Origin of the sequence: Bradyrhizobium sp. CCGB12, from assembly GCF_024199845.1 — a bacterium.
Taxonomy (GTDB): Bacteria; Pseudomonadota; Alphaproteobacteria; order Rhizobiales; family Xanthobacteraceae; genus Bradyrhizobium.
The window spans coordinates 3,738,922-3,753,396 of the sequence record NZ_JANADO010000001.1; the positions used below are offsets into that span (position 1 = coordinate 3,738,922).

At 60.3% G+C, this 14,475-nt stretch carries 12 protein-coding genes and 1 pseudogene; 4 read left to right on the top strand and 9 right to left on the bottom strand.

Annotated features, from left to right (window positions below; all coding sequences use genetic code 11):
* Positions 1-4: 4 nt before the first annotated feature.
* From NLM27_RS17930 to NLM27_RS17945, 4 genes and pseudogenes are all read right to left on the bottom strand, one after another.
* Positions 5-481, bottom strand: a complete 477-nt coding sequence (locus NLM27_RS17930; RefSeq protein ID WP_254144564.1) for an aromatic-ring-hydroxylating dioxygenase subunit beta — start codon at positions 479-481, stop codon at positions 5-7.
* Positions 478-1,818: a Rieske 2Fe-2S domain-containing protein gene (locus tag NLM27_RS17935; RefSeq protein ID WP_254144565.1), complete on the bottom strand. Its 1,341-nt coding sequence runs from the start codon at positions 1,816-1,818 to the stop codon at positions 478-480. Before NLM27_RS17935 ends, NLM27_RS17930 begins: the two co-directional genes overlap by 4 nt.
* 17 nt (positions 1,819-1,835) lie before the next feature.
* On the bottom strand, positions 1,836-2,786 hold the full coding sequence (locus NLM27_RS17940) for a PDR/VanB family oxidoreductase (protein WP_254144566.1): 951 nt from the start codon (positions 2,784-2,786) through the stop codon (positions 1,836-1,838).
* Between the two features lie 845 nt (positions 2,787-3,631).
* A pseudogene (locus NLM27_RS17945) lies at positions 3,632-3,976 on the bottom strand (hypothetical protein); the annotation flags it as partial.
* Positions 3,977-4,224: 248 nt separating this feature from the next.
* Between NLM27_RS17945 and NLM27_RS17950 the strand changes: the two are divergent.
* A complete protein-coding gene (locus NLM27_RS17950; RefSeq protein WP_254144567.1) occupies positions 4,225-4,497 on the top strand; it encodes a hypothetical protein in 273 nt (90 codons plus the stop codon).
* 59 nt (positions 4,498-4,556) lie between these two features.
* On the opposite strand, the gene NLM27_RS17955 is transcribed toward NLM27_RS17950, so the two are convergent.
* Positions 4,557-5,243 carry a response regulator transcription factor gene (locus tag NLM27_RS17955; RefSeq protein ID WP_254144568.1) on the bottom strand — a complete coding sequence of 229 codons (687 nt, stop codon included), beginning with the start codon at positions 5,241-5,243 and terminating at the stop codon, positions 4,557-4,559.
* Positions 5,244-6,295: 1,052 nt separating this feature from the next.
* Between NLM27_RS17955 and NLM27_RS17960 the strand changes: the two genes are divergently transcribed.
* A complete protein-coding gene (locus NLM27_RS17960) occupies positions 6,296-6,637 on the top strand; it encodes an H-NS family nucleoid-associated regulatory protein (protein WP_254144569.1) in 342 nt (113 codons plus the stop codon).
* A 54-nt stretch (positions 6,638-6,691) separates the two neighbouring features.
* On the opposite strand, the gene NLM27_RS17965 is transcribed toward NLM27_RS17960, so the two are convergent.
* On the bottom strand, positions 6,692-6,913 hold the full coding sequence (locus NLM27_RS17965) for a hypothetical protein (protein ID WP_254144570.1): 222 nt from the start codon (positions 6,911-6,913) through the stop codon (positions 6,692-6,694).
* An 811-nt stretch (positions 6,914-7,724) separates the two neighbouring features.
* Between NLM27_RS17965 and NLM27_RS17970 the strand changes: the two genes are divergently transcribed.
* Entirely contained in the window at positions 7,725-8,690 is a 966-nt protein-coding gene (locus NLM27_RS17970) for a hypothetical protein (protein WP_254144571.1), read from the top strand.
* Between the two features lies 1 nt (position 8,691).
* Positions 8,692-9,693, top strand: coding sequence for a methionyl-tRNA formyltransferase (locus tag NLM27_RS17975; RefSeq protein WP_254144572.1), 1,002 nt, complete (start codon positions 8,692-8,694; stop codon positions 9,691-9,693).
* 49 nt (positions 9,694-9,742) lie between these two features.
* Here the strand turns inward: NLM27_RS17975 and NLM27_RS17980 are convergent, their stop codons facing one another.
* The 3 genes from NLM27_RS17980 to NLM27_RS17990 form a co-directional block, all read right to left on the bottom strand.
* A complete protein-coding gene (locus tag NLM27_RS17980) occupies positions 9,743-10,354 on the bottom strand; it encodes a transglutaminase-like cysteine peptidase (protein ID WP_254144573.1) in 612 nt (203 codons plus the stop codon).
* An 847-nt stretch (positions 10,355-11,201) separates the two neighbouring features.
* On the bottom strand, positions 11,202-12,515 hold the full coding sequence (locus NLM27_RS17985; protein ID WP_254144574.1) for an HlyD family type I secretion periplasmic adaptor subunit: 1,314 nt from the start codon (positions 12,513-12,515) through the stop codon (positions 11,202-11,204).
* Positions 12,512-14,446: a type I secretion system permease/ATPase gene (locus tag NLM27_RS17990; RefSeq protein ID WP_254144575.1), complete on the bottom strand. Its 1,935-nt coding sequence runs from the start codon at positions 14,444-14,446 to the stop codon at positions 12,512-12,514. Before NLM27_RS17990 ends, NLM27_RS17985 begins: the two co-directional genes overlap by 4 nt.
* Positions 14,447-14,475 lie beyond the last annotated feature (29 nt).

Below are 14,475 nucleotides of genomic sequence, written 5' to 3' on the forward strand. Positions count from 1 at the left end.
CGTCTCACATGAAGAGCTGGATGTTGCCGAACGGTGCGTCGAAATTGACGAGATCGACCCGCTTGAGCTTGATCTTCAGGGCATCGCCGACCTCTACGAATTCGTGCGAGGCCCATCCCGAATAACGCTCGAGCATATCGCCGCGCGTCTCGGTATAGATGTAGGACGTCCGTGCCCTGAACACGCCAGCTTCAGCATCGCACGCCACGATCCGTGGCGCCTGAAGCAGATGATGGCATCGGCTCTTCGGCTTCTGGCTGAAGGTCCGCTCGCCGGCCAGCCGCTCGACCCGCACCTTCAGGAGCAGCAGGTCCTCGTACATCAAGGACGGCTGGAGCACCGGATCCTGCTGCTGCCATTCGAGCGGCATCCAGTAGCGCCCCTCGGGATGAAACAAATCGAGCCAGGCCTGCCACTCCATCGTGTCGAGAAGCTCGGCTTCCCGGTAGATGACGTCCGTGATGTCCTTCTCACTGATCATTCCGCCGCCTCGACGCGCCTGTCCATGTCCATGGTCATGAATTTTGCCCAGGCGTGGAACTGGTTTCGCATCTGCCGCTCGGACGTACCGTTGATCACCGCCGTGACGTCCCGCTCTTCATGGCCGTCGTAGAGACGCCGCAGATTGACCCACTGATTGCCGTTGGACTTCAGGCCTTCCTGCGCCCGCTCGTACATTTCGAGGTCGTCGTGACCGACGATCGACGTCGGCGCGTTGATGAAGCGGTTGTACATCAGCGCCCGCTCGTAGAGCTTGTCGGGCGCGCCGACCAGGCGATAGACCCAACTCTCGACCAGAGTCCTGTCGACCGCGATCGGGATGAAATTGCGCAGGATCTGAACGGCGCCCTTCACCATGATATTCGGGAAGTAGACCGTGTTGTGCCGGACCTCACCCAGAATCTCGTGGGCCCGCTGCTCGCCATAGGCCGCGACCATCTGGTCGAGATAGCCCGAGATATCCGAATAGTTCGAATGGATGGAGTTGGCGACGCCGGTGTGGCCGTGGCCATTCGGCCAGATCCGGATGCCGCTCTGCTCGTAGAACTCGTACGGGCTCATGAACGGACCGTAGAGCTGGACCGCCATCGGCGTCTCCGTGGAATCGCCCTGCTCGCGCTTCCAGACCTTGACTGCGGTGCCGGCCGAGCTCTCATGCGCGACCATCGGATGGCAGGTGTCGGTCTGGTTCTCGACCAGCATCTTCCAATTGCAGGTGTGCATGTAGCGGATCGGCGTCGCCATGACGGTGAGCTTCCCCTCCGGCGACCGGTCGACCATGTTGTCGATGGTCGAGAGGCTCTCGCCGAAATAATCTTCGAAGGAGACGCCGTCATCGCTGAGGCGGGCGAAGATGAAATCGCGATAGATGACGACGTTCCTGACCTTCGACAGTCCCTCATTCGCCTGGGTGTCGCCGAAGCCGGTGCCCTCGTACCCCTTCTTCAAGGGGATCGCGAGCAACGAGCCGTCGGTCTTGAAGGACCAGGCATGATAGGGGCAGCGGAAGAATTTTCCGGTGTTGCCGCAGGGCTCGGAGGCGATCTTCACGCCCTTGTGCGGGCAGCGGTTGTAGAACACATGGACGGAGCCGTCGCTGTGGCGACTGGCCATGACCGGCTGCCGGCCGATAGTAGCGGTGATGAAATCGCCGGGTTTTGCAAGCTGGCTCGCATGCCCGACATAGACCCAGCTGTTCGGGAACAGGTGCTCCATCTCGAGCTCGAAGATCTCGGGGTCGACATAGACGTCGCGATGCACCTCGGCCTCACGCACCAGCGCCGCAATCGCGTCGGCATTCCCTCCGTATTTCGTCATCGCGGCTCTCACCTCCCTTACAGATCCAGCACCAGACGTTCCGACTTCGCGCGCGACACGCAAATCTGCATGACCTTGTTGGACGCCCTCTCCTCGTCACTGAGGATGACGTCGCGATGATCAGGGACCCCCTCGATCACGCCGCACTGGCAGATGCCGCAATCGCCGCGCTGGCAGTCGTAGAGCACGTCGAGGCCAGCCGCCTCCAGCGCCTGAATGATGGTCTGCCCCGCCGCGACGCCGACGACCTGCCCGGTCGATTTGATCTCGACCTCGAACGGCCGGTCGGGCGAGGATGGCTGCTCGGATTTGAAGAGCTCGTAATGGATGCGCTCGGCTGACACACCGGCGGCAAGCGCGCCGGCCTTCACTGCGTCTATCATGCCCGAAGGGCCGCAAACATAGACGTGGGCGCTCGTTGCGGCATCGCCAAGCGCTGCTGCAATGTCCAGACGGGACTTGTCGCTGTCGTAGTGAACGGACACGCCGTTGGCGCAGATCTCCTGCAATTGCGGCAAGAACGCCAGCAGTCCTTGCGTGCGGCCCGCATAGTGCAAACGATAAGGGCTCCCTCGCGCCGCGAGCTCCGCCGCCATCGACAGGATCGGCGTGATGCCGATGCCGCCGGCAAACAGCAGCGCCGGCGCGCTCCCCTCGTGCAGCTGAAAATTGTTGACCGGGGCACTCGCCTTCACGACGTCGCCGATCTTGAGCGCGTGCATGAATTGCGAACCGCCGCTCGAAGCCTCCTCGCGCAGCACACCGAGCGCCAGCGCGTCCTCGGGCAGACCCGGAAGAGCCATCAGCGAGTACGGCCGGTCTCCGCCATTCGGGAGCGCGACGCGGAGATGCGCGCCTGCCTGCCATTGCGGCACGACGCCGTCCTCAACGCCAAACACAAGGCTCCGTATGAACGGCGTCTCCGCGACATACGACCTGACCTTGAGCTTGAGCGGATGCGGGTCCATTCAGGCATCTCACGAATTGTATGAATTTGCATATTTTTAGACATGTAATAATTGCCTGTCAATCGTCAGCGCGGGGACAGGCACTGATGACCCACCCCATGGACCGCGGCTGGGTTCTCAGGGCGTCTTCCGCTGAGCAATGTCTGTGGGGGGCGCGCCAGGGGGAGTGCTAGCGTTTTCGCCGCCGGTCGCCAGGTCCGGCGCATCAGCGCTTTCCTGTGCTCGACATTGAGGGAGGATATCAGTGGGCAACAAAATTGCCGGGATCGTGCCGATCCCGCCATACATCGAGACGTCTGCTTGATAGTGGCCGTCGCAAGACTGTTCGTGATCTCCCGGTGCACTCGTCGTGCACACGGCGCTTCTAACTATTTGAGAAGATGGAGTTCTCGCTCCAATCCATCATAGGCGCCACGGAAGATCGATGACCACGTGAAATCAATCGGTTAGCCTCGCATCCGACCTTGGCCACCAGTCTTCGACTGCCCGCTTGAAATTGGCGCGGCCATCTTTCGCCTAGGCACGCGCGATCTTCAACAGGATGACGGGTGCCACCGGCAGGAAGGAGCAACCTGTTCTCCAATCGGGCAGGAAGAGCGACGGAGATCAATCGCGCAGATGCTCCAGCACTACGATGATGCGTAGGCGGCGCCTGTTCTTCTGCCACTCAATGAAGTCAGCCCGACGATCCAACGCCGCTATTGCCTGATTACGGTTGCGCTCGAAACCCGAGTGCTAGCCAAGTCGCAATCGGGCTTCCGCTTTCGGTCCTCTTCATCTGCGCAATCGACGCCACCATATGCGGTCGGGCTTCCAGAGCCGCCGCCGCCGGTCGCAAACGGCCCATCGCCGCCACCCCCTCCACCAACGGATCCACCGCCACCGCCGCCGCTGGATGTTCCTGCGGTATGGGGTGTACTGGCACGGCCACCGCCAGGTCCTCCACCGCCGCCAGATCCACCACCGGAGCCTCCGGACCTTGCCGCAGAGGACCGATCGTTGTCGAAGAAGGACTGGCTCCGGTCGTTTTGCGCTGCACTGTTCAGGCCACCCGAACGGGCAATAGCCTTCGAGGTCAAGGAAGTGGACAAGAGCAGTGTCATGACGGGGGGCGTAACAGCTGCAAATCTTCCGCAGGTTTTCAGAAATGCCCGCCGATCGTCATCTCTATCGCCGTCCCGGGTCACGATGCATCCTCCTCGATTTAATATTCGGTTCACATTATTATAAATTAAATAAGCATTCAACCACTTTCCGAATGGCGGGAGTACTGAAGTACGCCGCCGCCGGGGGCGGTCGGCAACGCTCCATGGATTACCCCAGGATTTTCCGCACCACCGCGCACAAGGGATAAATTCGCCTTGCGTTCTGCATTTAATGTTATTTAATTGAATTTGCACTTCGCCGAACTCAACCGCGACCGCATCGGATCATTGCCATGCCACTGCAATTTCACCGATCCGCCCAAGGCATCGAGATCTGGAGCGCAAGCAGCGATGGCTTCTCGTTTGTGATCAGCTTCGGGAGCCCCACCGGTCCTGGCTTTCACGGACGTTCCGGTTACCTGGCGAGTTGGCGACCGCTTTTTGAGAATACTGGAGCCATCAAGATCAGCGGCTCCCCGTTCCAGACGCTGGCCGAGGCCGAAGGGGCGTGCCGCAACATGCTTGAATATCTGAGCGCGATGGCCGATGCCGACAGCTCAAAATGATTGAAACACCGAGGTAGCTGCGCACCTTCCGAAAATCGCTGCTGCGGTTGACGGTCTCGTCATTTCGCGCTGGCGGGATTTCGCCGTAGCAGGCCGGGATTGTCGCCTCGAGCCTCAAAATGCAGTTCGTTCCGTGAAATCGCCAGCGCCGCGAGAACAGTCCGATTGCTGATATCCAACTTCTGGAAGATGTGATGAAGGTGCACTTTGATCGTACCGTCCGTAATATTCAGGCAACGCCCGATTTCCTTGTTCGACAGTCCCTCCGATACAAGCCGCATGATCTGTCGCTCGCGGCCGGTAAGCTGCGTCAGGGACTTCACTTCACCCGCCTGAGCCTCCTCGCCAACCTCCCCGGGGCTCGCCGGACGCGACGCCAGTTGACTCTGGGCAACTTTCCGCAGGGTCGCGACCAACGTCTCCAGCTTGGCATCCTTGGTGAGAACGACGCAGGAGCCGCCCCCGACTGATCTTTGCAACTCGCGAACGCCGGCCGGATCTCCGAAGAAAACTACCCGGGTACCTTGGCCCGCAGTGTTTGCAAGAAGATCCGGTGAACTGATGTCGGGAATTGCAGTATCAACAAGCGCAATGTCAGGCGCAAGAAGCCGTATTGCCTCGGTGCAGCTTGCGGCATCTCCGCAGGAGGCCACGATCGCAAGATCGGACTGCGTCGAAAGGACGCTGCTGATCCCCTGCAAAACGATCGGGTGTCGATCCGCGATGACAATTCTGATGCGGCGCATGTTTCCTCTGCCCGATATCAAAACCCGCACGGCGGCGGTTTATTCCAGCAATACCCCCACTGACACACGCGACGCACGTCAACCATAAAGCCCGGTTCGCAACGTCAAAGCTCTGCACCCGCCGCAATACATATCGGCGCGCCAACTTAACTTACTAGGCAAGTGCATGCAGTACCGTATGAATCCGGGCTCTGCTCGATAAGCCGAACCATGAATTCTTCGGCAAACTCAGATCCATCGAACAATTTAAAATAGTTGCACCAGATGAACTCTCGCAGCGATGTATTATGAACGACATTCATCTCATCGTCTACCAAGAGTTATTACCAACGATATATAGTTACATCCGCGATTCAAATCTAACATTCAGCGAAGTTTCGCCGAAAATGAGGCGCGCCACCAGAAGGAGGCACGAAACGTACCTCGTCCGTGGAGACGAGGAGTGCTCATTAAGCACGAGGGGTGCTCATCAAGCACAAAAATGGCCTGAGATCCTTGATTTTGGCCATATCGGCCAGGAGGCTCAAAATGAGGGGCGAATTTCTCAATCGTCTGATTTCAACAGAAGTAGCCTGTTCAACAGAAGTAGCCTGCGAGACACTTCTCGAACGATAAAGGCTTCAGTTTCCATTGTAGGACCGATGATTATCCAATCGGCGAAGTTGGATCGGCGTCTTCACAAGCCCGGCAAACTTCGCTCAGCGGTCACGATTGATGTTCGGTAATGAGTAGGTGGTCACATGTATTCTTCGGCAGTTCTGCGTCAAACTCGTCAGAATCTGATCGTCCAATTCACCGAATTGCAAAATTTGCGTAGTCGCGTATTGAAAGCCGAGCAGCGTATGTTTGGCCAAAGGCGAGCCAATCGGCGAATCGCCCTTGGAAGACGCCCACTCGGTCGGACCGTCGCCCCGAACCGGTAGCGCCACCAAGCCATTTTTCAGCGCTCTGGCGGCCTGTCCGCCAGCGGATCGTGCTTGCCGGACCGGGCTTCGACCTGATATTCCCTCCTCCTTCTGTTTTGAGGCTGGAAGTAGTTGGGGACGGCTTCCGTGGACAATGACGACTTGACATCCGTCACGACGGCGGAGCTATGGCGGCTGTATGACGAAGTGACTACGGTCCTGAGTCGCAGGATGACCGCCGAAAAAGTTAAGCTCGAACAGCGACTTCGCCGGCTGGAGGGCAATCCGGAGGCCCATAACGGGCAACGCGCACGCCGCCCCTACCCTCCGGTGCTGCCAAAGTACCGGAACCCCAAGAACCCATCCGAAACCTGGTCAGGCCGAGGTAAGCAGCCCAGATGGCTGAAGGCGCAGCTTCGCGCCGGCAAGAAGCTGAATGATTTGCTAATCGACCGCCCATCCGGACAAAGGCGCCGCCGGACCGGCTGACCCCCCCGACTGTCGCTAGGGCGGCGGCGTCAGGAGTGTGCCGCAGGCGTCACTTTAGCGAGTACGATCCTGTTTCCCGTTAGGGCTGCCGTCGTAGCCACCGTTGCCCTTGCCATTGTTGCCCCGCAGATTCTTGCCGCCAGAACCGGCGATAGCGGTTGAGGTCAGAGAGGTCGAAAGCAGCAGAGCCATCGCCGGAGGCGTAACGGCGGCAAATTTCCCGCAGCTCTTCAAGAATTCACGACGCTCCTCACTGTCGGTATCGAGGTGGGTCATTGACATCATCCTAGCGGTTCAGCCGAGCCCAAAATAACTGGCGCCCACTATATCCGCAATCAAATATGTTAATTTAACACTTTAAATTGTCTATCCTTCGATCGGCATACCATCGAACGGTCCTAGCGCACTTAGCGACATCTCGGCCGGCACGTCATATAGCGCGCCCTTCCGCAGATTATTTATTTTGACATTTATCTTTTTAAATTTAATAGTATTATTTAATTCAAGCAGACCTGAGCCTGGAATGAAAGCAACACAAGCGGCGGCAACAGGAGGCCGCGGAATGGCGCGCCGATCTCCAGCCTCACTTATTGAGCGACCTCTTTGCCCGAAGCAACGCCTTTACGGACTACGCAAGCTCAAGATCTTGGCCGCACATTTTCGTTAATGACGTCTTTTTTCCCGAAGAGTTAGTTATTGGACATGGTCGCGGCCGAATGCACAGCCCTCCTCGAGGCCCGTCTGATTGCCACGAACAGCGATCGCCTGGTGAAGCACGAGATGTCGGAGGGATTGGAGCCAGCCCCTCAGCATCCGCTGAGTCCAGTGGATAGTGATCTGTCCCGAGAATTCGTATCGGCGATCACGGGCGTTCGCGATCTTCTTTCCGATCCTACGCACAGATTTGCGGAGGGCGTCGAACGCCCCCCGGAGGCTTCACGACCATGAAGCCGGCTTCTTCCACGGGCAACAGCGGGACAGATTAATGACCGTGACCGAAACAACAGTCGCGCAATTGCGATCTGGCGATGCGGATACGAAAGCTTCTCGCAGGCCGGGCTTCTCACCTGTTCGACTACGAACACTCATGAAGCTCGCCGTCGCGGAAACGGGACTGAACATGTCCGGAATGACTGTGCTGACCGAAGCCGCGACTGGCGCTTATGCCGTGACCCCCGTCCTCGCAGCGATGGCCGGAGCCAAGCACGTCTACGCGTTCACAAGACCTAGCCGCCATGGGACCGTGTCCGACGCCAGACGGGAGACTTTGGATCTCGCGGCCCCCCTGGGCGTCGCTGACCGCATCGAGATTGTGGAGCACATCAGACCTGAGATGCTTCACAACGTCGACATCGTAACCAACAGTGGCCACCTTCGTCCTCTTACGGCTGAGCTGATCGACCAGCTGCGCGACGATGCCGTGATTGCCTTGATGTTCGAGGCCTGGGAATTTCGTCGTGAGGACTTGGATATCGAGGCGTGCGCACGGCGCAAGATCCCGGTGGTCGGCGTCAACGAGCGACACCCCGCCGTCGATGTCTTCTCATTCCTTGGCCCGCTCGCCGTGAAGCAGTTGCACGACTGCGGTCTGGCGGTCCTCGGCAGCAGAATCGGTCTGCTCTGCGACAATGACTTCCTTGCCCCGCTGCACACCGGGCTGACAAACCTGGGGGCGAACGTCGAGACGTTCAACAGTGTTGAGGCGGCCCATCCTGGCGCATGGGACGCTTTCGTTGTCGCCTTGCAGCCGGCGGCCACGCCGCGCGTCGGCCAAGCAGAGGCCGTGCATCTGGCCGCATGCGCGCCCGCCGGCGCCGTTGTGACGCAATTCTGGGGCGACGTCGATCGAGCGGCGCTCACCGCCAATGGCCTCGCGGTCTGGCCCACACAATCAGTCGGACAGGGCCATATGGGCATTCTGCTGTCGGAGATTGGTCCCGAGCCGATCGTACGACTGCAGACTGGCGGCTTGCGCGCGGCCGAATGGGTTCGCCGCGGCGGCGCCGTCACACGGGATGGTTTCGCCCAGCTCGTACCATATGGCAGGGTGTGACATGACGGAGCGGCTGCAGCCCGATGTCGTGCTCCTCGCAGACGGCCCCACAGGCTTCGCGGCGCTTCGCTCGTTAGCTGCGCAATGCCGCGTGGTCCAGATCTTCCGAAAACCGGACCAACCCGAGGCGAGCGAGTTAAGGGCATTCGCGAAAGCCCGCGACATCCCCGTCGCGCAGCTGCAGGAATTGAACCAGCTTCAGAAAGTGATCGCAGAGCGGCGCCCGGCGGCTGTTGTGATCTCTTCGTTCGATCGGATCATCCCGCCGCAGATTCTTGCGTTGTGTCGCTTCATCAACGTGCACTATTCGCTTCTGCCGCATTATCGCGGCCGCGCCAATGTCAATTGGGCAATCATCAATGGCGAGCCGACTGCCGGGATCAGCATTCACCTTGTCATCCCGGATCTGGATGGCGGCAATCTGCTGTTTCAGCAGGCCATTTCGATCGGCGCCAACGACACGGTCACCTCCCTCTACGATCGCCTCAACGCGATTCAGGAGCATGAGCTCGGCGGGGTCGTCGTACGAGCGATCAGCGGCTACCAGGGCACATCTCAAGATACCGATCATGCCTCCTATGGCTGCGGCCGTGTTCCGGACGATGGAGAGATAGACTGGGGGCAGCCGACCGATACCATCGATCGACTGATCCGCAGCTTAACGCCGCCATTTCCTGGTGCCTTCACCCACCTGGACGGGCAGCGGCTCATCGTCGCTAGCGCTTCGCCGCGGCTTGATGCTCCCCGCTATGTCGGACGCGTACCAGGCCGGATCGTAGGACGATCACCTTCCGAAGGCTGGGTGGATGTGCTGACGGGCGACGGCGTCCTCCGCATGTTCAGCGTCCTTCCGGCCAACTCCGCGCGACCATGTGCTGCCGCTTCCGTCATCGGATCGACACGAGCGACCCTCGGGCTTTCCCGCCTCGATCTCCTCCGCCGGATCGTTGCGCTTGAAGATAGGCTCGCTTCGCTCGAGCAGCTCAAATGCGCTCAGGAGTAAGCCCAGCCGTTCTGGCCGAGGGTAGCCTCAGGACCCCGGCGCGAGTGCTTCACACCCCTTCTCGTCCAACGGCGGCCCACAGCCTGTCACGACCCGGGCTTTGCACACGAACCCAGCGATAGGGCGTCCGCGACCACGGCTTGACCCGTGACGTGAGATTGTCGAGGACGAGATCGCCACTGCTGGTACGCACGAGAAGCACCAGATGATGCTCACCGGAGCTCACGACGACTTCACTCAATAGGAGAACGCGCGCCGGCCAGCCGCGCCGAAGCAACTCGTGACGCTTGCTCACCGCGTAGTCGTTGCAATCGCCGCGGGCGGGGTTGATGGTCCAGGCCTCGCCGGCAAGACCGAGCTCGTTGCGGGCTGGCTCTATCGCCTGATTGACCGTGCGATTGATCTCCCGAAGGTCCGCCCATCGCTGCTCAGTCAGCCGGATCGGGCCGCCGCGGAAGGAGCGCCGCGGGCGACATTCGGCCTCATAACGCAGGCAAAACACCGTGTAGGTGAGAGGTGGAAGGGTCGGGCGTCCGATTTCGATGTGCGCAAGAGCCGGTGCGGACCTTGGCACGGTCGACAACGCCGCACGAGCCCACTGAACGCCTCCGATCATGACAGCTACGGCTACCGCGATGGCCGGCCCCGAGGTTCGTTGCATCTGCCGATCCCCCTGCGAACGCCAAACGAAGGTCGGGGTTCACCGCTCAGTGCGGCCGTCCCGAACGCAAGAAATCACTGCTTTAATCTACATTTAATATTAATTATATCTATTTAATATGCAATATTAAATCTTTGCCATTTGGCGAGCGGATGTGCTTGCGAAAGCGATGGCGGTGACGTCAGCCACACTGCACCGATGACGAACAAAAGGTGGGACGAGAAGCCGCAGTCGGCTTTCGCTGAAATTCGCCGAAGCACGGCACTGTTTCATCCAGAGCCCAACGACTTGGGAGGAATCCCGTTGCCGGCATGATTTGTTGTTGGTTTAATTAATCATCCTGGCCAAATCGTCAGACAGAGCTTCCTCGGGCAGGATCAATTTCAAATGCCGATTGAGCTACTCGTCATTCTGGGAGCGGAAGCCACAATACTCGTGTTCGTGGTCGCAATGACTTTGTACGCCAAACGAATGGACGTACTGAGCGGACGATCGCTCGAGCACCCCGTAGTCTCCCCCAGAAGCAATAGGCATCGACCACGGTCGATCCGGCAAAAGGCGCGCTATTTCCTAAGGCTGAGCCGTAGGTGGGGCGAATCCATCACGATCGCCCCGCCGGGTCTCTTGCGCCGCGCCGATGTCGCCAAAATGCAGTGGTGGATTCAACAAACCAGACCGCACACGCCGTCTTGGCTCGTGACGCGCTTTCGTCAGCGCGGCACGTCCGCTACCGATACCTCCACCAGCCGCTCCGCCACTCTTTCAGAGCCTGGCCGCAAAGCTGGCGCCCACTGATCGGGCGCCAGCTCCGGATGCATTCAGTCGAGCGCCGCTATCTGGTACCAGTTCAACGCTCCTTGAACGCGTGCCCCGCCTGATCCTGCAGCGGCTTGAGCAAGTACGACAGCGCGGTCCGACCTGCCGTCTTGATGAAGACCTCGACCGGCATGCCAGGCAGCAGCTTGGCCGACCCGAGCTTCGCCAGCTCCTCCGGCTTCAGCATGACGCGGCCCGTGTAGTAGCTCGTGCCGGCGCGCTGATCCTGCGTAATATCTGCCGAGACCATGCCGACCTCCCCGTCGATTTCGGGCGTGGTCTTCTGGTTGAACGCTGCGAACCGCATCGTCGCGATCTGCCCCACATAGACCTGGTCGATATCGCGCGGTGCGATCTTGACCTCGATCGCGAGCGAATCTGCATCAGGTACGATCAGCATGATCTGCTCGCCGGGCGAGATGACACCGCCAACGGTGTGGACGTTCAGCTCGTGGACACGGCCGGATTGCGGAGCCCTGATATCGACCCGGTTCAGCTGATCAATAGCGGCAGTCTTGCGCTCGCTCAGTTCGGCGAGTTTCGAGCGCGTGTCGATCAGGTCCTTGCCGACTTCGGTCCGCAGGTCCTGGTCGACCTGAATGATCTGGAGTCCGATTTCCGAGATCTTGCCCTTCGACTGAGCAATCATTCCGGCCAGCTGGCTGCGCTCGCCTTCGATGCGGGCGGAGTCACGCTCAAGGGCATTGAGCCGCGTGATCGGCACCAGATTCTTCTGCCAGAGGCTGCGCACGCCCTCCAGCTCCTGGCGGATGAATTCGACTTCCTTCTGCTTGGCCTCGGTTTGGCCCATATAGCCCTTGATCTCGTTTTCCAGCTGCGCGCTTTTCTCCTGCAACTGCGCTTTCTGGCCGCTCCTCGCCTGACGACGCAGGTCGAACAGCTTACGCTCCGCGGTGATTGCACGATTCGCCTCGGAGTTGCTCTCCATGGCCCGGTCGAGCAGCACCTTGGGAAACGTGACCTGGTCGGCGCCATCGCGCTCGGCCTCGAGACGAGCCTGCCGTGCGAACAGCTCATCGATGCTGTTGGTGACGATTGTCGCGTTCGCGAGCGTCTGAGTCTCGTCGAGGCGGATCAGGATGTCGCCTGCCTTGACCCGGTCGCCTTGCCGCACGCGCAACTCTCCCACGATTCCGCCCGTGGCGTGCTGGACCTTCTTGACGCTGGAATCCACCACAACCGTGCCTTGAGCGATCACCGCGCCCGACAATTGGGTCGTTGTCGCCCAACCACCGACCCCAAACGTCACCAGAGCGAGCATGATCATTCCAACGATCATGTAACGCTGGATCGATTGCAACGCTGGCGCCACCTGACCGCTCATCGGCCGCCTCCCTGAGCTTCCGCGACGACTTTGAGCGGTACCGGAGTTCGCAACACTTTCCTGAGGACCTCTTCTCTCTTGCCGAAGGACTGAACCTTGCCTTCCCCGAGACACAGGACATGGTCAACACCTTCCAGCGCCTTCGGGCGGTGGGCGACAATGACGACAATTCCTCCCCGACGGCGCACGTTCAGGATCGCCTCGGTCAAAGCCTCCTCGCCCTCGGCATCGAGATTGGACGAGGGCTCATCGAGCACGACCAGGAAGGGTTTGCCATAAAAGGCGCGCGCAAGCCCGATGCGCTGCCGCTGGCCGGCGGATAGCGCTAATCCCCCCTCGCCGATCTTCGTGCTGTAGCCATCAGGAAGCGAAAGGATGAGATCGTGCGCGCCCGCGGAGTGCGAGGCCTCCAAAACAGCGGCAGCCGTTGCCTGGGGATCGAACCGCGCAATGTTCATTGCGATGCTGCCGTCGAACAATTCCACATCCTGAGGCAGGTAACCGATGTGCTTGCCGAGGGCGTCCGAAGACCAGTGATCGAGGGCGGCGTTGTCGAGCCGGATCCGGCCTCGAGTGCACGGCCACACCCCAACCAGCGCACGTGCCAGCGTCGACTTGCCGGATCCGCTCGGACCAATGATTCCAACCGCCTGCCCACTCCGCAGCTGGAATGACACTTCGCTGAGGGTGGCCCTCTCGGCGTTCGGAGCGCCGACATAGAGGTGCTCGGCGGTGAGGGTTGCAACAGGCGCAGGCAGCGCCAACCGCTCCTCCTCTTGAGGCAGAAGCTTCAGCAAGTGATCGAGCCGATAGCCCGATTGCCGCGCGGCGACGAAACCTTTCCAGTTCGCAATGGCCATTTCGACCGGCGCCAGTGCGCGCGCGGTGAGAATCGATCCGGCAATGATGATGCCGGCCGTCGATTCCTGGTTGATGACGAGGACGGCCCCGACGGCCAGAACCAGCGATTGCAGGATCGCCCGGAAGATCTTGGAAGCGCCACCGAGCCCGTTTGCGACATCGCTGGCCCGCTCATGCGCCGCGAGGTACTTCGCGTTGACGTCCCGCCAACGCAAGCCCGCCTGCTGCCGCATGCCCATGGCCTGCAGGACCTCGGCATTTCGCCGCCCCTCGAGCACAAGGGCAGTTCGCGAAACGGCCAGACGCGAGGACGCCTTTGCCGGCCCTTGGGTGCGAGTTTCCGTGAGGATCGTAATGCCGACCAGCACCAGCGCGCCGACCAGCGCAGTGACGCCGATCCAGAAGTGAAAGAGGAAGCAGACGCCGAGATAGATCGGCATCCAGGGCAGATCAAATAGTGCCGTCGGCCCACCGCTCGACAGGAAACTGCGGACCTGATCAAGGTCCCGCACCGGCTGCAAGCCGTCGCCATCCGCCCTGGTCTTAAGAGGCAGGCGAACCAGCGCGTCGAATATGCGAGCGCCGAGCACTTCATCGAAATACCGCCCGACCCGGGCGCTGATCCTGCTCCTGATGAAGTCGAGCCCACCCTGAAACAGGTAGAGCACCGTCGCCAGGACCATCAAGGCGATCAGTGTCGGTATGCTGCGCCCGGGCAGCACCCGATCGTAGACCTGCAGCATGAAGAACGAACCGGTGAGCATGAGGAGATTGCTCATCCCGCTGAAGGCCGCGAGTGCCCAGAAAATCCGGCGGCAAGACCGCAGGAAGGCCGACAGCTCCGACTGCGAGTCGTCATAGTGATCCGCCGGCCTGTGTCGACCGGTGAATATTCGTTGTCGCAGGGCTTCGATCGGGCGCTTCGCCCAGCCGACCAGTTGCGGTGTCCGCAGTTCGGCGTCTTCCGCCCACTGCCGTCCAGCCGCCCAGAGCTCTGAGATGTGAAGAAGTGGAATTCGAATGAGATTCGTGGGCGGGGGGAATCCCCCCCGCCGTCCAAAGTCCATCATGGTAGCCGCCCTTGAACCATGCCTTTGTC